This is a genomic window from Achromobacter sp. 1011811831, assembly GCF_059760905.1.
On the sequence record NZ_JCBANG010000073.1, the window covers coordinates 1 to 17,706 of the forward strand.

At 56.9% G+C, this 17,706-nt stretch carries 13 protein-coding genes; 7 read left to right on the forward strand and 6 right to left on the reverse strand.

Annotation, left to right across the window (positions count from 1 at the left end):
* Positions 1 to 129: 129 nt before the first annotated feature.
* Positions 130 to 1,602 (forward strand): M20 family metallopeptidase, encoded by a 1,473-nt coding sequence (locus AC6LJ9_RS22895; protein ID WP_498149329.1) that lies wholly within the window; start codon positions 130 to 132, stop codon positions 1,600 to 1,602.
* A gap of 96 nt (positions 1,603 to 1,698) precedes the next feature.
* Positions 1,699 to 2,259 (forward strand): DUF1415 domain-containing protein, encoded by a 561-nt coding sequence (locus AC6LJ9_RS22900; protein WP_498149330.1) that lies wholly within the window; start codon positions 1,699 to 1,701, stop codon positions 2,257 to 2,259.
* A 27-nt stretch (positions 2,260 to 2,286) separates the two neighbouring features.
* Here the strand turns inward: AC6LJ9_RS22900 and AC6LJ9_RS22905 are convergent, their stop codons facing one another.
* From AC6LJ9_RS22905 to AC6LJ9_RS22925, 5 genes are all read right to left on the reverse strand, one after another.
* On the reverse strand, positions 2,287 to 3,453 hold the full coding sequence (locus AC6LJ9_RS22905) for an RCC1-like domain-containing protein (protein WP_498149331.1): 1,167 nt from the start codon (positions 3,451 to 3,453) through the stop codon (positions 2,287 to 2,289).
* 98 nt (positions 3,454 to 3,551) lie between these two features.
* Positions 3,552 to 4,979, reverse strand: coding sequence for a hypothetical protein (locus AC6LJ9_RS22910; protein ID WP_498149332.1), 1,428 nt, complete (start codon positions 4,977 to 4,979; stop codon positions 3,552 to 3,554).
* A gap of 43 nt (positions 4,980 to 5,022) precedes the next feature.
* Entirely contained in the window at positions 5,023 to 5,325 is a 303-nt protein-coding gene (locus tag AC6LJ9_RS22915) for an HdeA/HdeB family chaperone (protein WP_498149333.1), read from the reverse strand.
* A 320-nt stretch (positions 5,326 to 5,645) separates the two neighbouring features.
* Positions 5,646 to 7,961: a sensor histidine kinase gene (locus tag AC6LJ9_RS22920; protein ID WP_498149334.1), complete on the reverse strand. Its 2,316-nt coding sequence runs from the start codon at positions 7,959 to 7,961 to the stop codon at positions 5,646 to 5,648.
* Between the two features lie 10 nt (positions 7,962 to 7,971).
* Entirely contained in the window at positions 7,972 to 8,799 is an 828-nt protein-coding gene (locus AC6LJ9_RS22925) for a response regulator transcription factor (protein WP_498149335.1), read from the reverse strand.
* A gap of 328 nt (positions 8,800 to 9,127) precedes the next feature.
* Here AC6LJ9_RS22925 and AC6LJ9_RS22930 point away from each other — a divergent pair, with 328 nt between their 5' ends.
* From AC6LJ9_RS22930 to AC6LJ9_RS22950, 5 genes are all read left to right on the forward strand, one after another.
* Positions 9,128 to 10,237, forward strand: a complete 1,110-nt coding sequence (locus AC6LJ9_RS22930; RefSeq protein ID WP_498149336.1) for a hypothetical protein — start codon at positions 9,128 to 9,130, stop codon at positions 10,235 to 10,237.
* Between the two features lies 1 nt (position 10,238).
* Positions 10,239 to 11,105, forward strand: a complete 867-nt coding sequence (locus AC6LJ9_RS22935; RefSeq protein WP_498149337.1) for a hypothetical protein — start codon at positions 10,239 to 10,241, stop codon at positions 11,103 to 11,105.
* Between the two features lie 321 nt (positions 11,106 to 11,426).
* The gene (locus AC6LJ9_RS22940; RefSeq protein WP_498149338.1) at positions 11,427 to 14,507 is read left to right on the forward strand and encodes an autotransporter outer membrane beta-barrel domain-containing protein; all 3,081 of its coding nucleotides are present in this window, start codon (positions 11,427 to 11,429) and stop codon (positions 14,505 to 14,507) included.
* Between the two features lie 175 nt (positions 14,508 to 14,682).
* Positions 14,683 to 15,471: a helix-turn-helix domain-containing protein gene (locus tag AC6LJ9_RS22945; RefSeq protein ID WP_498149339.1), complete on the forward strand. Its 789-nt coding sequence runs from the start codon at positions 14,683 to 14,685 to the stop codon at positions 15,469 to 15,471.
* A gap of 30 nt (positions 15,472 to 15,501) precedes the next feature.
* Positions 15,502 to 16,293 carry a response regulator transcription factor gene (locus tag AC6LJ9_RS22950; protein ID WP_498149340.1) on the forward strand — a complete coding sequence of 264 codons (792 nt, stop codon included), beginning with the start codon at positions 15,502 to 15,504 and terminating at the stop codon, positions 16,291 to 16,293.
* A gap of 658 nt (positions 16,294 to 16,951) precedes the next feature.
* Here AC6LJ9_RS22950 and AC6LJ9_RS22955 read toward each other — a convergent pair.
* Positions 16,952 to 17,443: a hypothetical protein gene (locus tag AC6LJ9_RS22955; protein WP_498149341.1), complete on the reverse strand. Its 492-nt coding sequence runs from the start codon at positions 17,441 to 17,443 to the stop codon at positions 16,952 to 16,954.
* Positions 17,444 to 17,706: the final 263 nt, after the last annotated feature.

The window sequence follows — 17,706 nt, forward strand, 5'->3', positions numbered from 1 at the left end:
GGTCCGGCCGGCGGCGTTTCCGTTTTCAGCGTCCACGCTTGAATCGGGGACAAAAGATGCCGCCCGTGCCGGGCGGGCATAGAATATCGGTTTGCCCACCCGCACCGCATACCTACAGGATTTCGCGCCATGAACGCACGCATCCCCGACGACGCCCTGCCTCCCACCCTAGACCCCAAGGCGCTGCAGGCCTTCGTGGACGACAAATGGGACAACGAGATCATTCCCGCGCTGACCGACTACATCGCGGTCCCCGCCAAGAGTCCGGCCTTTGACGCCGACTGGGAAAAGAACGCCTTCATCGAGCGCGTGGTGCGCGACGCGGCGCAGTGGGTCGAGGCGCAGAAGGTCTCCGGCCTGACGCTGGAAGTGGTGCGCCTGCCGGGCCGCACGCCCGTCATCTTCTTCGACGCGCCCGCCACCCGCAGCGACAACGGCGATACCATCCTGCTGTACGGCCACCTGGACAAGCAGCCGGAATTCTCCGGCTGGCGCGCCGGCCTGGGCCCCTGGACCCCCAAGCTCGAGGACGGCAAGCTCTACGGCCGTGGCGGCGCCGACGACGGCTACGCCGTCTACGCCTCGCTGACCGCCATCATGGCGCTGGACAAGCAGGGCGTGCCGCGCCCGCGCTGCGTCGGCATCGTCGAGACCTGTGAAGAATCCGGCAGCTACGACCTGCTGCCCTACGTCGACGCGCTGCGCAGCCGCCTGGGCAACGTCGCGCTGGTGGTCTGCCTGGACTCGGGCGCCGGCAACTACGACCAGCTCTGGATGACCACCTCGCTGCGCGGCATGGTCTCGGGCACGCTGGAAGTCCAGGTGCTGGACGAGGGCGTGCACTCGGGCGACTCCAGCGGCGTGGTGCCGTCGTCGTTCCGCATCCTGCGCCACCTGCTGGACCGCCTGGAAGACAGTTCCACCGGCCGCCTGCTGCCGCAGAGCCTGCATTGCGAGATCCCGACCGACCGCGTCGATCAGGTGCACGCCACCGCGCGCATCCTGGGCGACGAGGTCTGGCGCCGCTTCCCCTGGAGCTGCGGCGCCGACGGCGGCTTCGTGCTGCCCATGACCACCGAGCCCGAACAGGCCCTGCTGAACCGCACCTGGCGTCCGACGCTGTCGGTGACCGGCGCCGAAGGCCTGCCGCCGCTGTCCAGCGCCGGCAACGTGCTGCGTCCGCGCACCGCCTTCAAGCTGTCGCTGCGCCTGCCGCCGCTGGTCGACGCCGTGGCCGCCTCGCAGGAGATCAAGGCGCTGCTGGAAGCCGATGCACCCTACAACGCCAAGGTCATCTTCAAGGCCAACGAAGGCGCCGCCACCGGCTGGAACGCGCCGGCCTCGGCGCCCTGGCTGACCCAGGCGCTGGACGCCGCCTCGCAGGCCTACTACGGTTCGTCCTGCGGCTACATCGGCCAGGGCGGCACCATCCCGCTGATGAGCATCCTGCAAAAGGGCTTCCCCAAGGCGCAGTTCATGGTCTGCGGCGTGCTGGGCCCCAAGTCCAACGCCCACGGCCCCAACGAGTTCCTGCACATTCCCTACGGCAAGAAGCTCACCGCCGCCGTGGCCCAGACCATGGCCGCGATGCCGGCCGCCTGATCCGCCGCCCGCCCGGCCTTGCCGCCGGGCATGCGCGGCAAGGCGCGGGCCGCGCGGGCGCTTCAGCCCGCGCTTTTCTTTTCCGGAATCCCATTCATGATCACCACCTCCGACGCCTACGCCAGCGTGCTGGAAGAAACCCGGCACTGGCTCAACCAGGCCGTCATCGGCCTGAACCTCTGTCCCTTCGCCAAGGCGGTCCAGGTCAAGGACCAGATCCGCTACGCCATCAGCGACGCCACCGACGCCGAGGGCGTGCTGACCGACCTGCAGGACGAGCTGGCGCTGCTGGCCGAGGCCGACCCCGAGCAGATCGACACCACGCTGCTGATCCTGCCGGACGCGTTCGACGACTTCCTGGATTTCAACGACTTCGAGGAAGTCACCGACCGCCTGCTCAAGCGCATGCGCCTGGTGGGCGAATTGCAAGTCGCCACCTTTCATCCGCAGTTCCAGTTCGCCGACACCGAAGCGGACGATATCGAGAACTGCACCAACCGTTCGCCGTATCCCATCCTGCACCTGCTGCGCGAAGAGAGCATCGACCGGGCCGTGGATGCGTTCCCGGACGCCGCCGAGATCTATGAGAAGAACATCGAGACGATGAAGCGGCTGGGCGTCGAGGGATGGAAGCGTTTGATGAGAGTGGGAGGCTGAGCTGGCCGCTTGGCGGCCAGCGTGTTGCTACGCCAGCACGAACATGGATGAAGCGCCGAATGCCACTTTGGTCGCTTTTTGCTTGCGCAGACTGGCAACGCGAGCGGAAATCGGTACGAGGTTGCCTTCCTGGGACAGTTGGTAGGAGCCATTTTTGCCCCAGGCAAGAACCTGGCCTGTATCGGAGACCGCGGCGCTGCAGTTGTACCCCGCGGCGATGTCGACCACCTCCCAGGAGCCGCGTATGAGCTCCATCATGCGGGGACAGTACACCGGGGTATTGAGTGGGCTCACCTGGCCCAGGCAGTATTCCCCGTTCGTACCCCATACCCAGATGTTCTTTCCAGCATCAAGCGCCATCATGTGATAAGCGCCTACGGACACCTTCGTGAACTTGATGTCGTTCCCGGCGTTGTCCAGGATGGATAGGCGCGTTGGCCGCGTCACGTAGCCGGATTCGGCTTTGCCGTCTCCGAGAATGCCGGCATAGCGTTCGCCCCAGGTGTAGATTTCTCCCGAGTCCGCGATGGCTGCCGCCGCTTTTTGGTGGTGGGAGACCCATGTCCACTTCTTGATATCCAGCGTGGGTATGAGCGTTGGCGTAGTGTATTGCGCCGTTTGTTGGCCGTTGCCCAGGATTCCCCTGTCTGAATATCCCCAGCCATACAGTTGCCCATGCTCTTTGCTAATCGCCAGGCAACAGGGGTTCGCATAGTTGTCCATGGCGCCGCTGGAGACCATGGTGAAGGTCGTATTTGCCATGGAGCGCTTGAATATCTGCTGCGTACCGCCGATCGTGCCATTGGCAAGCTGCCCATTTGCGTTGCTGCCGGTGGCCCACAAGTTTCCCTTGTCATCAAGGGCGTGGGAGAACCCGTCCCCAGTGGATACAAAGGTAATGGTGGGCTCCTCGACCTCGGTTCGGTCGAATCGGGATTCGATGGGGAAGGTAACGGGATTGGTATTGTTGGCGGCACACTCCCCGCTGCTGTTCAACCCCCAAGCAAACACTGCGCCATCCGCGTCTATCGCCATGTGCGTATAAGCGCCGGCGGAAGAGATGAACGTGAAATCGACTTTCTTGGGAGATATGGGGACGAGTTCTTTTTGGTGATAGCTTGCTTGGCCGTCTCCCAGTTGGTAGTTGGCTGGGTTCCCGCATGCCAGGACGCGCTTGTTGGTCTTGTCTGCCATGATTGTTGACCCTTTTTTCTATTTGCAAGATTGATTCTTGCTGAAACAGTGCGTCGCCGCAGAGAGCGGCGGCGCTCGATCCAGGGGGTACTGACAGGCTACTGGTCTTGCCGTGTCGAGACGCTCAATCTGGCTATACCAGTTGTGGCAACCGCTACGCCGTCTCTTTTGATGGTGAAAAATAACGAGGCATCGCAGGGGTAATGCAAGCCTATTTTGCTTGAGGGTATTAAGAAAGTGGTGAATTGAGTGGTTGGCGCAGTCAATATCATTGGCGGAACAGGGATATTGAAGGTGCTGTTATTATTGGCATAGGAGTCGCCTACCAATTGAAAACTGGCAAAAATTTCGTCATTGGCTTTAAGTGGAAAGTTCTTTGGAATATATATAATGGATTTCAAAGGATCCTGGTTTGCATAGTTGACTTGATCGTAGTTTCTAGGCACAGCGGGGGTTGGGAAATGCGCCAATCCTTTGCTCAGGAACGGCAGTTTCACGTCGACGATCAAGTGTTTCGAGATTGCCATCGGATTCTGGTCTCCGAATTCCTTTATAACGTAGTATATCGACCAGCTGCCGTTTGTCGTGAAAGGTCCAGTGCTGTCGACCTTGATTTCAAACTCATGGCCCGTGTTTCCATCCGTCGCGCTCAAATCGTATCGACCAATTATGATTGCGTCATAGTTGGTTTGTTGCGGATATTGATATGCCATGAGAAATGCAGCGGCATTTTTTGTGGCTCCCCTGTAGGGAGGCATGAAGATTGGAAGAATGCCCCCATCCTTGCCTCCCAGTAGGCCAGTGGTGATAACGGTGGGTTTCCCCGGTGCGTCGATGTAAGGCGCGGGAACAGGTGTTGCAGCGCCGATGGTCCAGTTTTTCAACTGGACAGCACCTTGGCCGCTTTTATCTCCTCCCAACAGTAAGGTCAGCGCGATGTCGGTTTTCTGTTCAATATCACCATAATCGAACGGGCCCACCTTGAGGGGGTAGGTTAGCTGGTCCTTTTGGGTCTTGCCTGAGAATGGAACTTGTCCTGGGAAGAACTTGGCCAGCATCGCGGGGGTAGACGTTATTTGGAAAGGAATGCCTGCTGCTAGCGTGGTGGGAGACAGCTTGTCGTTCAAAGTCATCTGAACTGCCGCGAAGTCTCCCGCTTCGCTTACAGGGTTTGGTTCTATTCGAATGATGGGGACGTCCAACAGATAATATTGAAGCTGTACTTTCGGGCTTTCGACATTTTTGACGGTTACGCTGAGTTCAACCGTGCCGTTATTCTCGGAAAAGAGCGATTCATCGTCGTTGAAGGCAGCGAAAGCGACCCGCCCGCCCGCAAGGGCCTTTGCGGTGCCCAAGGATATGGGGGAGCTGTCGTTGAAGATCTGACCGGTGACCTCGGTGCCAGTCGTCACCGGGGTACCATTGTCCAACACGGTGCAAGCAATGGAAGAGAATTTGTCTTGCGTATAAACGACCGGTTGAGTCTGGTCGATGTTGGCGGTAATGCCTGCTGGTCCTGTTGCCATGATTTTTCCTTGAGAATTTGATTTGTATTGGACTATGGTGATTCTATTTTTTGCTTGCGCAGCAGTTTTCGAGCGCTTCCTGGATCGAGTATTTCGGGTTCTCGTTGCAAATCTCGATCAGTCTCGGCGCGGTTTCTCGAATCTTCTCGATGTCCAGCACGGCGTCTTCCTGCCCCTTCTTGTTGCGGGCCTCGAGAAAGCCAAGCGCCACGGGACGGCTGAAAGCGTCCATGCTCAAATAGTCCGAGCATTGCCAGAGCGCGGCCTCCTTCGGTTTCATGGCGCCAGCTTGAGCGGACCCGGCAACGATGCCGAGATAGGTCGCCGCTACCAGTACTTTTTTCATCTTCAATGGCCTCCGGTTCATGTCGAGTCAGTCGCCCCGCGATTTTGAATGCGGGCGACGGCCTGGGCTGTTGCGGAAGATTCGTGCCAATACAAGGAATGCACGGTCTTCCTGGCAAGAAGTCTATTGCCGCGGAGATGGAGGCATTTATTGTTTAGTGCCCAGGACGTATGACATTTGTCCATGGTCGAGCTGCGGCATGCACGGCAAGTGGTCTGCTCGATGCAGGCCTCCTGCACATGCCATGACTCAGAGGGCGCCGCAGCTGGTCTACGCGCGGGTTTATGGCGTACCTGGCAGGTACTGGCGTAAGGTGAGATTCAGACGCGGGTTTCGGCAGTGGAAACTCGGAGGGGGTCGCGGAAAGGCGCCGCTTGTGCGGCATCTTCATGCCTCATGCGTGAGATGCGTGAAAAATGCAGGCCTTCTACATCTTGCTTCAGGCGTGTCAATGCATTGGATAGCTCGGGATGCAGTTCCGTCAGTATGTCCAGCGCTGCCTCCAGTTCGGTGATCGCTCCCGTATCGGCAAGATCGGCGAGCCAGGCGCGCACGGCCGACGAGAGCTTGTAGAGTTCATGGATCGGTTCAGGTGCTTCCGCATCTGTGGTCATATCAATCGCCAAAGGTTCCGTCTCTGCCATGATCAGGGCTCGTACCGTGATTTGAAATTCAAAGCGAGCGCCTTCGCCGGGTTGGCCTTTCATCAATAGTGAGCCTCCCATTTTTTCGGAGATATTCTTGGCGATGAATAGTCCGAGCCCGCCAGTGGATGCGGTTTCTTCCTTTTGATAAAAGATATCAAAAATCCGAGGTTCGTCAGAAGGGGAGATGCCTTCACCGGTATCCGCGACGATGAAGGTCAACGTCCAGTTCTCAGCCTCTTCGTGCCGGGCATGAAGCTCGAATCGCACTTCTTCTTCAAAGCAGTAACTGGCCGAGTTGGAAAGCAGATTGATCAGAAGCTGGCTGAGGCGCGTCGCGTCCAGCATGGCTTCGATCTCGAACGATGGCGCGTAGCGCTCGACATAGCTATTGCCATTTTTTTTCGCGAGAATTCTTGCTTGGTCAGAAATTTTGCGAAAAAAAATGCCGAGCTTGACGGGGGCGGGATGAACGTCCAGCGGAGATATTTCACTGCGGGAATACAGCAGTAAATCATCGATCAAGGCAAGAAGATAGTTGATGTTGTCATTGACGACCGAAACCAGACGATCGATTTCCTGTTCGTCAGCCAGGTTCGAGGCATTCAAATACTGCGATACCACCGACAATGGCGCTCTCAGATCATGGGCGACGTAGCCCATGACGAATACCAGCTTCTCGTGCTTTTCCTGGGCATATACCAACGACTGGGCCAATTGGCTGGTTTTCAGCTCCACCTCTTGCTTCAAGCGGCTTTGTTCGTTCTCTCTCCATTTCAGCAGTGAGCGGGTTGCCTTGTCGCGCTCACTGTTCAACGCATGCACCCAGGCTGCCAGTATTGAAAGATATGCGAACATGCCGCCCAAGGCGAGCACAGGGTTGGGTTCCATGCCGAGGCTCACGCCTTGCAAGTACGGAGCAAAATCCTCTATGCCTCCGGGGCTTGCGATGAGGAAATTCAACAGCCCGTAGCCTGTCGCCAGGACGATCCATATGGCTCCTGGAGTCCGATGGCGCAGGCTGACGATTGCCAGTCCAAGCATCGTCAGGAAGAACAGGACGCCGAGCAGGACTGCAGCCTTGCTCGCCCAGGCGATTGGCCCGATCAAGGAGCCAATGAATGCAAGGCCATATGCGGCGCACAGGCACGAGAACCAAGGCGTGAGACGCAATGACCTGGCATGGCGCCGTATCAAGAGATAGACGAGCGCCAGCACGCACAGGCCGTTGCAGAGACCCAGGATCGTGACGCTTCGATAGTTCCAGGCAGCCATCTCCGGCCATAGGTAGAACTGCCCATAGCCCAACAACGCTGCTTCGTAGACGGCGACGCTCAAGCAGGCCAGCGCCAGCATGCCGAATGGGGCGCTGCGTGCAAAGCCGGCAATCAGGGCGCAGGCCCATGCCATGGCCAGCAAGCCGCCGAGCAGGATCCCGTTGATCAAGGCGCTGCGATCTTCCAGGGCTTCGTAAGCGCGCAAGTCATAGAGCCTGGGATGCGGGGCATAAATGACTTCGGATTCGAATTCGCAGGATACGCGCATGCTTGCTTGAGGGCCGACGTCCAGGAACAGCACAGGCCTGCGTGCGGGCGATGTCCATTCGGACAAGGGGAGCCGGGCTCCCGCTACGAGCTGCCGATGTTCCGCGTGTTTGCTGGACTTGGTGGTGCAATGCAGTTGGCTTATGCGCGCCGTCTCGAAGGCCAGGGCCAGGGAACGGGGGGATCCGCTAGTGTTGTCTATCGAAAACTCCAGCACACGTGTGTTGGCAGAGTAGGTCGGGATGTACAACGCCTGGGATTCGGCGTCGGCGTTTGGGCTGACGGCGACGTTCAATATCTCGATGCCCTGAGCACGGGCCTCGGCAGACAGAATACGCAGTGCGATCGCGGCATTTGCTGGAGCACTGGCAGCATGGTCCCCATGCTGGTCGGCGAGCGTATTTGCCATCGCTGGCCACCATGCAAACAAAATGATGATGGCCGTCATGATTGGCGGTCTATGGGCGAAGATCCAATTCCTTGACAACATCTGCTGCGGCTCCACCTTTTCTTTGATCTTCAGATTGTTTGCGATACTCGGAGGGCGGTATCCCTTCCTTGTGACGGAAGGCGGTGGCGAAGTTGGCGCCGTCGGAAAAGCCATACTCCTCCGCGATGGCCGATATGGAAACGCAGGTAGTTCGGATCTTTTCTTTGGCCAGATCCAGGCGCATATCCAGCAGGTTTACAGCCGGTGTTTGACCCGTAATGCACTTGAACGCATGGTTCAACCTTTTCTCATGCGTGCCGAGGATCTTGGCCAAGATATCGATCCTGTAGGGTTTACGCATGTCCTGCCTCACATGTCGACGCGCCTGACTGACCAGACGGGCGTCTTCCGACTGGACGTCATCGGTATGCGATATTTCAAGAACCGCCGCGGGATTGAGGGCGCTGTTCTTCAACGCGATATTGATTCTGGCCATCACTTCGACCGCCTCGAACGGCTTGATGATGTAGTCGATCGCGCCGCTGGTCAGGCCCGCCATGCGTGAGTCCAGGTCGGACTGCGCCGTGAGAAAAATAATGGGAATGTTGGCCGTCTGTCTGTCATTTTGCAGCATCTTGGCGACCAGGAGGCCGTTAATTATGGGCATGTTGATATCCAGCAAGATTAGATCAGGCTGACGCAGCCTTGCACGCTCGCATGCTTGCTTGCCGTTGAAGGCGATGCTGACCTGGCATCGATGGCGTTTCAGTATCTCAACCAGAATCTTCAGCTCATCGAGCCGGTCGTCTGCCACAAGAATATGTCGTCCCATCGCATATGGCGAGGCGATTATCATTGCCATCCTCCGTGTCGGTGCTTCTTTGCCACTCTAAGGCGACTTGCTGTAGTGCGCTATCGCATGTAAAGCGCTGGCTATTGGTCTTCTCGTGTTTGGGGTGTTCAAAGGAAGTATTGCATGTTTCCTAGGTTACAAGAATTTGTTCTATATGGCACCTGCCTCGTCAAGATCGGAATAAGGGCTGCGTGGCTACAGGACATGTTAAGAACATTGATAGATCAAAGGTTATTGGTCGATAACACAAATTCCAACTCAGAGGGGAAGGTTTAATTTGTATGCACAAGTCGTGAATTGAATTTATTTTCATAATTGTATGGAGGCGAGCGTGAGTGCGGAGAATATCACGGTGGGGATTTCTGCGGTCAGGAATAATGCAATGGCTGGAACGGATGAGAAAAATGAAGCTCAAGCCGGAGTGGTTTCAGCTAACGCTAGTCCTGTCCAGAACATCGATGTCGACTTTGAAATACGCGGGGATGCCCATTTTTTGGATGGGAAGAAACATGTGCGAAAAACCACGGGAAGTGAGGGTTTGACCGATACGGTCTATTTTTCCAGCGTCGTGGCGGGAAGCGTGGAGATTGTTTGTAGTATTGATGGGCAGGAAAAGGCTCGGCGCGAATTTGACTTCTCGCCGAACAAATTCGGAAATCTTGGTCTGAAACTGACTCCAAACTCGGAGGTGGGTACTGGTTTCTCTATTGGCGCTACAGCAACCCTGAACAAAGATGGAAGTCTGCAGGTTGGGAAGAATATTACCTTCGATATTCAGGGAAAAAATGGCGCGTATGTGGTCGGGAATCAGGGCGTAAAGAGTTGGCCAGCCACGACGGGGGCGGACGGCACGGCGAGCATGAGCCTTACCAGTGATGAGATCGGGGAGGGAGACATAAAAGTAAGCTTGGCGGACGAGCCGGTTTTGTATTCGAAGAAGAGCTTCAAATTCGTCAGCCCTGTTAAATCGTATCGACTGATTTGTGACGATATATTCCAGGGTGTGCTGCATTTTGATCTGAACAAGTGGGATATGGAACTTCAGGTTGAGTTGGGAGCTGGGGCGGAATTCGATTTTCGAAAGGATAGTCCATTTGCTGGGTTGATGCTGAACAAGTTGCTGGCTAGAACGCCGGGAACGTTTGGGGATACCTACGAGCCGCCTATGTTTGAGGCATACGAGTTTATTCAGATGGATGATCGAAAGCTCCACGTTTTCATGAGTCAAAAAAATGGTGATTTTGTAATTACGCGGGAGCAGTGCTATCTACCAGGTTTCATAAATTATGCCGAATTTGATGTTGCCTTTGGCGTTCCGACCAAGACGGTAGGTAATTCTTTTTGGGACAAGGTTCAGTTTCGAACTCCCGGCTACGATGTTCCATGGTCTTATGGTCCTTCGAAAGACTATCCGAATAGGGTGATTGTCACGGAGGTTTGAAATGAATAATGAGAGCATTGGCGACGAGCGTTTTTTGTATTTCGATGCCGAAGGTTCAGCGCCGGGCACTGGAGACTTGCCCGAGCCGTATGTCGTGATTCCACATGACTGGGCGCAGCCTGAATCGGATGTGATCGATGATGAGCTTATTCAGGCATACCGGAATTCGGATGGCATTCCATTCAGAGTGCCGAGATGGAATGGGATGGCGGAGGGGCAGAGAGTATTCATATATATAAATGGTATCGTCGCCAACACGGAGGAGGTGAGGCGATCACTGCCTCCGTCGGAGGGGGGTGGGTTTCCTTTATATATTGATTTGTCGATAGAGTTTCAGCATTTTGAGTATAGTGGAAAATATGATGTGTACTACTTGATTTTGGCAGCGGCCGCGGGTGCTGGTGTGGAATATGGGTCAAGGCATGCTATCGGGTCGTGTCGGCGCAGTCATTTTTCAGATCCATTCATGAACATGGATAGTGCGCTTGAAAGTCCGAATATAAGTCCGAAGGAATATAATCCAAGTAATTTTGGAAATGGGAATTTCATAAAGGCAGAGATTCGATATCCGAAGATGAGGCGGCGGGATTGGGTGAGCCTGGTGTTCGAGTTGAGAAACAAGGGTGCTACCGAGTACTACAAGGTGGGGCCGTTCGGAAAAGAAATTGGCAAGCCAGAATTAGACGCCGGTGTGGCGCGGTTTCTGATTCTATCTGGGCAGCTGGGTGGGGATATTCCGGAGAATATTGGCGTTGCCTATTTTTCGGTCCAGTCGGCAGAGGATCGTTACTTACTGGTTCACGAATCGCGGAGAGTACAGGTAGCAATAACGACCGTACCTTCGGGCTCATCCAACCCTTCTACGTGACGATACGGGCGCAACCCTGTTTTCTGTGTTGACCTGTCACGGCATGGAACGCTCGCGTGCATGCTTGTTCGGCAGAGGCAACAAATCAACGCTAGCCGAGAGAACAATATGCGTGCGAATGCACTTCGCTTTGAACGGGCGCGGCATTCATATCTTGCTGATGGGGGAGCAAGGCCAGACGCCACAAGCAATGTTCAAGGCCCATATCGCAAGTGGCGACGGCTTGTGCCTTGGGGGCGGATATGGCTTCTATTCGCAGTGAGTGCGCCATCTGACGTGCTGGCGGATATAAGCGGCTGCGGCCTGGATACCCAGGCCTATATGACGACCCCGACTTCCGGCGATGTGGTTGACGCCGGCCCCGTCCGGCAGGTGTCGGATTTCCAAGGCTGCGATGTCTATCAGGTCAATCCACGGGGCCTCCTTGGCGTCAATGCTGGTGGCTCCGTGGGGAATGTCATCTTCGCTGGAGGATCCGCAACGGTCCAGGATGGCGGGCGAATTGAGGGTTTTGCCGCCGCGGGAGGCGTCGCGCTCCCGTCCGATGGCAGCGGGGGCGGTGTTCCATCGACGTATGGTGGAAAGGGCGATCTGACCATCAATGGCGGCGGCTTCGTGTCCGTGGCGCTTGTCGGTCCGGGGGCCGTCCTGCGCGCGGACGGTACCGCAACCAAGCTCGCAACGATCGGAAGAATCGAGACCTCGGGAGTGACCCGGTTGGAGTATGCGGCGCTGGATCTGTCCAAAGCGGACGATTACGGATCTGGCGCGGCCGGTGTCCTGGAAATAAGTGGAGCAAGCGCCTGGCTCAGCCATTCACGGATACGCGCCGGCGTCGGTTCGCGCTATGTAGGCGTGAACTTCTCGGAATCCGCGAATTCCGTGTACAGCCCCGGATCCTATTCCCTGCGCATGGATCACAGTGTGATAGACGAGGTCGACGGCGGCATCATGGCTACCCAGAGTCCGCGTCAGGCGCCGGCCGCCTATCGCGATTTCCAGATCGCCCTTGGCGGGTCGACGGTGCACGGGGGGCAATATGCGGGTTTGGACCTGCGCAACTTGATCAAAGGCGGTGTCATCGATGCCGTATTGTCGGATAGTTTGGTGACTGGCCAGCCTGGAATACGGGTGCTGGGCCAGGAAAGTGGAATCCGGCTGCGGGCGCGACGGACCACGATCGAATCGAAGGCCGTTGGCTCCTTATCGAGTGAGCAAGGCATTGGCCTGGATATCGGAGGCGGCGCGGAGGTATACCTGGAAGACGCAAGCCGAGTGGAGGGGCCCGCGGCGGGAATCAGAATCGGGCGGCGTGGCATCACGGGCAGCGTTTCGTCCGCCGCGCTCCTGCGTATTCGAGGCAACTCGGTGGTGGCCGGCGGTTTGGGGGCGGCCGTACAGGTATCCGGAGCGGGCGCGACGGCGGATCTATATGTCTCCGACGGATCCCGTCTCATCGGCGGGAATGGCGCCATGCTGGAGGTTGACGGCGCGGCGACCGCGAGGCTGACGCTCACGGACTCGCACCTGGCGGGTGACGTGGCCGCGCAAGGAAGCGGGACGCGGGTTTCGATCCTGGCTGGCTCGGGCGGCGGCATTGCCGGTCGCCATCACGTACAGGATGGGGCAGCGCTGAGCGTGCGTGCCGATGGGGCAACGGCATTGCTGTCGGGTTCGTTCAATGTTGGCCAGGATGGCACAGGTCGCATGACCTTGGCCGCCGGCGCCGCTCACGCAGGGCTGTTGTCCGCCCGTGGCCAGAATGCGCAGCTTGATGTCGAAGTGGGCGGTGGCGGACAAGCCCGCTCGAATGGCGGCATGCTGCTGACAGCGATGGATGGTGCGCGGGCCACGGTGCGCGTGGATGGCGCTTTGATCTTCGGAGATATCGGGGCCGATGATAAAAGCCGCATCGGCGTGGCCTTGGCCAATGGCGCGGTTTTTGTTGGCAATGCCACCGTCGCAAGCATGGACGTGGCGTCAGCTTCAAGGTGGGGGTTCGGCGCCACCGATCAACATATCCAGGACCTGATATTTTCAAACGGCGAAATCGCTTTTATGGATGGCACGGGCCGTCGACCGCCACAGATGCTGCGGTTGGGTAGCTTGTCCGCCGGGCAGGGCCAGGCCTTGTTCTCGAATTTCCGCGTCGATTTTTCCACCGCGTCCGCTGATCGTATTCATGTGCGGCAGCACTCGTCCGGTCGCTACGGCCTGCAGGTGGTCGCGGCGGGGGGCGGGCATGCTCTTGCCGCGGAGGTGCTGCCTGCCTCCATACTTGTCATCGAGTCGGAAGACAAACTCGCCGCCACTGCCGAATTCCGCCTGCGCTCGGCGATCGAGGTGAACGAGCGGCCGGTCGTCGACCTGGGCCCCTACACCTATTCATTGGACAAGGACAGTGCGGACGGGAACTGGTACCTGCGGAAGAATGCGCCCCTGACGCCCGTCAACTCGCCCGCGCCAGCGCCGTTCCGGCGGTACGCTTCTCCGTCCGCCAAGATTGCGTCCGGCGTGCTCATGGGAGGGGTGGTCGTCATGAACACGGATCTGGCGGCGCTCAGATTGCGCTTGGGCGATTTGCGCCGAGATCGGCCGGAGGACGGCGTCTGGGGCAGGACACATTACTCATCCATGCGCATCTCGCCAGCGCAGCTTTCGGCGTTCTCGCTCGACCAGTACGGACTGCAAATCGGAGTGGACCGCGGCCGGACGATCGGAGACTCGCTGTTCTACGGAGGCTTTGCGCTGTCCTTGAGTCAATCCAATCTGAAGGCCGGCGGGGATGCGTCCGCATCGATGCAGAATGCCGGGCTTGCGGCGTATGGAGGCTTATTGTCCAAAGATGGCTGGTATCTTGATGCCATGCTTGCGGCCTTCTACGAAAACAGCCGCGTCAGGGCGCTGATGAGCGACGGTCGGCGCGCCAGCGGCCACTATGGCAGGCCGGGCCTGGGATTGACGTTGGAGGCCGGTCGGCATATTCCCTTGAACGAACGCTGGTTCGCGGAACCCTTCCTTCGGGCGACCGGTGTCACGGCTGGCGCCGTGCGCCACCGTTTGAACAATGGACTGGAGATCGTGGCTCGCCAGGGCGAGGCGGCACAGCTGGAACTGGGCGCACTGCTCGGTACCGCGTTGCCGGATGAGTCGAACAAGGGCATCGTCGTATTGCCGTACGCAAAGGCCTCCATGGTCAGGCAGGTGCTCTTTCGCAGCCCGGCCCGGTTGAATGGCTTGGCGTTCGACGAAAACATGCGGGAAACTCAGTACAAGATTGGCGCGGGACTGCGTGTTGCGGCGCATGAGCGCTTGCAGTTCCATGCCGACCTCGACCATTTTCTTGGAAACCGGTTCAAGAGGGGAACGACTGTCGCCATCGGCGTCAAATATGTCTGGTGATCAGTGGCGGCGCAACACTACTACGAGTCCCGCATGTTTCCCGCCTTGGTGTCTATTCTCATGAATTCTCGCTGTTGGACGGTATGACAAAGGGGCTGTCCGGTTTTTCAAAAAACGGCTCAATTCGTTCTGCCTACCATGCCCACGTGCAAACGACCATGGATAGGGGGATGAATTGGAACAGCATCACTATGTCGAGGCTCGTAATCTCTCGGGTGCCCGCGTACTGTGCGTCGGCGCGCCGAGCGCATTCGGACAAGACCTGGTTGAAGCATTGTCGAGTGGCAAGGCCCGGATTTCCTTTTGCAAGAATATCGCCGTTGCGATTGAAATGATTTTGGGCGGCACCGTTGAGCTGGTTTTCTTGAGTTCGTCCGCCGTCGGCGCCGGCGACGAGCAGGATGTCTCGCGTCTCGCACAGGCATGTTTCGGCGCCAGGCGGGTACCCGTCATATTCCTGGGGACCGGCCTGGACAAGAATGCTCGCGTGCGGATGTACCGGGCGGGAATATTGGACTATACGGAGATGCCGTGCTTGCCCGATGCCGTGATGGCGAGGGCGGCGTCCCGGTTGCGGCGAGCCGATGCACGGGAAAACCAGGTGTCGGAAGACAGACTGCCGCTACAACCGGAGTCGATCGGGCATGCAATCGTGCAATCCGCCATGGACTACGCGCGCACGTTCCAAAGTGAGTTGGTCACGTCGAAGCAAGTGGCGGGCGCCTTGGGTATCACCAAAAGGCGCCTCAATCTGGCATTCCAGTCCGTGCACCAAACGACATCCGGTGATTTTCTCATTGCGCAGCGATTCAGTTCGGCCCGGCGGCTGCTATCCGACCCGACCCTGCCGATAGGCGAAATCGCGCATATGCTGGGTTATCACGATGCCAGCAACTTTTCCAATGCGTTCTTCAAGCGCTTTGGCCATTCGCCCAGTACGTATCGCAAGCTGGCTCGCCGTTGAGCACCCATTCCATCCTTCCCGGAGATCGAAATGACTGGCGTCTTGCATCGCAAGAAAGGGATTGTTGTGGTCACATCGGAGATAGAGCGGGCGACACATCTCGTGCAGGTGTTGAGGAGCAGCATGTTCCATGTCCGTATCGAATCGAACGGTTGGAATGCATGGAATCTGGCCCGGGCGCAGCCTCCCTCGCTGGTCATGATCGACGCGGCATTGGCGACCATGCGGTTCAGTGTATTGTGTCGGCTGTTTCAGCGCTACAGGGCGACATCGCGCATTCCGTTGGTGGTCTTTGTTGATGGGGTGACCAGTGCAAAGGCAGAAATCGAGGCGTTCTCGGCGGGCGCTGTCGACTATCTGGCGGGGGATTCCCTAGTGGATGGCATTGAATACAAATTGGACATGCATATCGATGCGGCCAGGCAGCAGAGCATTGTCGCGCGCGATGTGTGCGCAGCGATCCATGGCACGGATCGACTGCGGCGCCTGCTGAGCCAGACCCGGCGGGTCGTCGGAGAGAATGGATGGTTTCTTCGAAAGATCGAGGATCTGGTGCAGCCATTGGGCGTCAGCCCGCGTCATCTTTCCGGAATCCTTAAGCGCCATAGTGGAGCGCCGCTGCATGCGCATATGGTGAGAAGCAGGATGGAGCGCGCCAAGCAGCTTTTGCTTGAGACAAACATGGGAGTTGCCGAGATCAGCCAGGTGCTGGGATATCAGTGGCCCTGTAATTTCACCAGCGCATTTACCCGGCAATACGGCGTGGCGCCGTTGAGGCTGCGCAGGTCGCATATGGGCAATCTGCGCAAGGGAAAAGTGTGAAAGATCGCGTGCGCAGTCATGGCTTGGATGATAGAGAAAATGCACCGAAATGCGGGGTCTGTCATCAGGGGAGTGTATCAGCGTGTGGAAATGACTGAACCAGCATGTTCCACACACACGTGGCCTCGTCATATCGGTCCACAACAGCGACCCGACCGCAATCCTGAAGACTCAGGTAGTTTTTGCCAGCATTCAAAGATATCGGGCCGACATAGGTGTGCATTGGTGCGACATCTTGCGTGGAGGTGAAAATTAAACACTCGGATAGTTCTTTGACATATGCGGTACTTTCGTGTGAATAGAGCCCCAGTCCTCTCAGGCTGTTTATCAGGGAAAAATCAAATCTCCGAAAACCCAGATATTTTATGTTCCACCACCAGGCTGAAAGATCCGGTGGGGAGTTTTTTGTTGCTTTGACGGAGTATCCGATATTATCAATGATTATTGAGGTTTCAACGTGCAAATAGTATAAGCCGTCTGGCTTGAAAGCAGTTAAGGCTGCCATCGTGGTTGATTTTGTCGTTGCCATGATTTTTTTTGTAAGAGGACAGCTTGCGGCTGTCCTGGTTGAGATTAGAGGATGAAGGTTTTCAGAAGGTATTCAAGTCTGGATCTTGAGATGACAAGTTCCGTTGTTGAATATTCTAATTTTCATCGACTAGATGTGATAGAAGAGGATGGTTGCTTGATCCGTGCCAAGACCATCCGGATCGATGTAATTAAGGGATTGAGCGGTTAGAGTTCCGCCAGGCAGTACGTATAGTTTCTTGGTTCGTGATTTTACAGTTACAGTTCCTGTGTAATGATGTTTATCCGTCGGAGTGAAGCTGTGCAGGATCAAGATTCGGTCCGAAGGGGGAAGCTGACGGAGATATACCTGGGAATCTGGAGTGATATACATTCCTAGCCCCTCATATTTAGATCCGACCAAGGTAAAGGTATTGTCATCGAATTGCTGGTGTTCGACCTTCCATATCCATGTCATGCCGTCGGGCGGGAGGTTTTCGAAAACCCTTACAGGATAGCCCAGGCTGCCAATCGGGGGGTTGGAGGTATCTGCGGCTAGAAAGTAAAAAGTATCATTCCCGCCTGCTACGGGGCCGAAGGTGATGACAGCGTAGAGATCCTTGGAATTACCATTGTCTTGCATATTTATTCCTAGAAGGCTGATGATTGATTGGTATTGGTTGGAAGGTTTGATTATTAGGGGGGGGCCTCCGATGTGTGAGGTTTGTGGGATTTTTTGTACTTTGCGTTGTCGTGAATGGGTGGATATATGTTGCTCTTGCTGAAGTTCGGTTGGATGTGAGTTTGGGATTTTTCTTATTGTTTATGTGCGCTGATGTGCGTCGATTGAAGAGGGATTTTCAATTCTCGTATATTTTTCTTGTGACGAGAGATGCAGCTTCAGTT

What these genes read in the sequence shown, in the direction of transcription:
- AC6LJ9_RS22895 (WP_498149329.1), top strand. Translation starts at nt 130, where the DNA reads ATGAACGCACGCATCCCCGACGACGCCCTGCCTCCCACCCTAGACCCC.
- AC6LJ9_RS22900 (WP_498149330.1), top strand. Translation starts at nt 1,699, where the DNA reads ATGATCACCACCTCCGACGCCTACGCCAGCGTGCTGGAAGAAACCCGG.
- AC6LJ9_RS22905 (WP_498149331.1), bottom strand. Translation starts at nt 3,453, where the DNA reads ATGGCAGACAAGACCAACAAGCGCGTCCTGGCATGCGGGAACCCAGCC.
- AC6LJ9_RS22910 (WP_498149332.1), bottom strand. Translation starts at nt 4,979, where the DNA reads ATGGCAACAGGACCAGCAGGCATTACCGCCAACATCGACCAGACTCAA.
- AC6LJ9_RS22915 (WP_498149333.1), bottom strand. Translation starts at nt 5,325, where the DNA reads ATGAAAAAAGTACTGGTAGCGGCGACCTATCTCGGCATCGTTGCCGGG.
- AC6LJ9_RS22920 (WP_498149334.1), bottom strand. Translation starts at nt 7,961, where the DNA reads ATGACGGCCATCATCATTTTGTTTGCATGGTGGCCAGCGATGGCAAAT.
- AC6LJ9_RS22925 (WP_498149335.1), bottom strand. Translation starts at nt 8,799, where the DNA reads ATGATAATCGCCTCGCCATATGCGATGGGACGACATATTCTTGTGGCA.
- AC6LJ9_RS22935 (WP_498149337.1), top strand. Translation starts at nt 10,239, where the DNA reads ATGAATAATGAGAGCATTGGCGACGAGCGTTTTTTGTATTTCGATGCC.
- AC6LJ9_RS22940 (WP_498149338.1), top strand. Translation starts at nt 11,427, where the DNA reads ATGACGACCCCGACTTCCGGCGATGTGGTTGACGCCGGCCCCGTCCGG.
- AC6LJ9_RS22950 (WP_498149340.1), top strand. Translation starts at nt 15,502, where the DNA reads ATGACTGGCGTCTTGCATCGCAAGAAAGGGATTGTTGTGGTCACATCG.
- AC6LJ9_RS22955 (WP_498149341.1), bottom strand. Translation starts at nt 17,443, where the DNA reads ATGCAAGACAATGGTAATTCCAAGGATCTCTACGCTGTCATCACCTTC.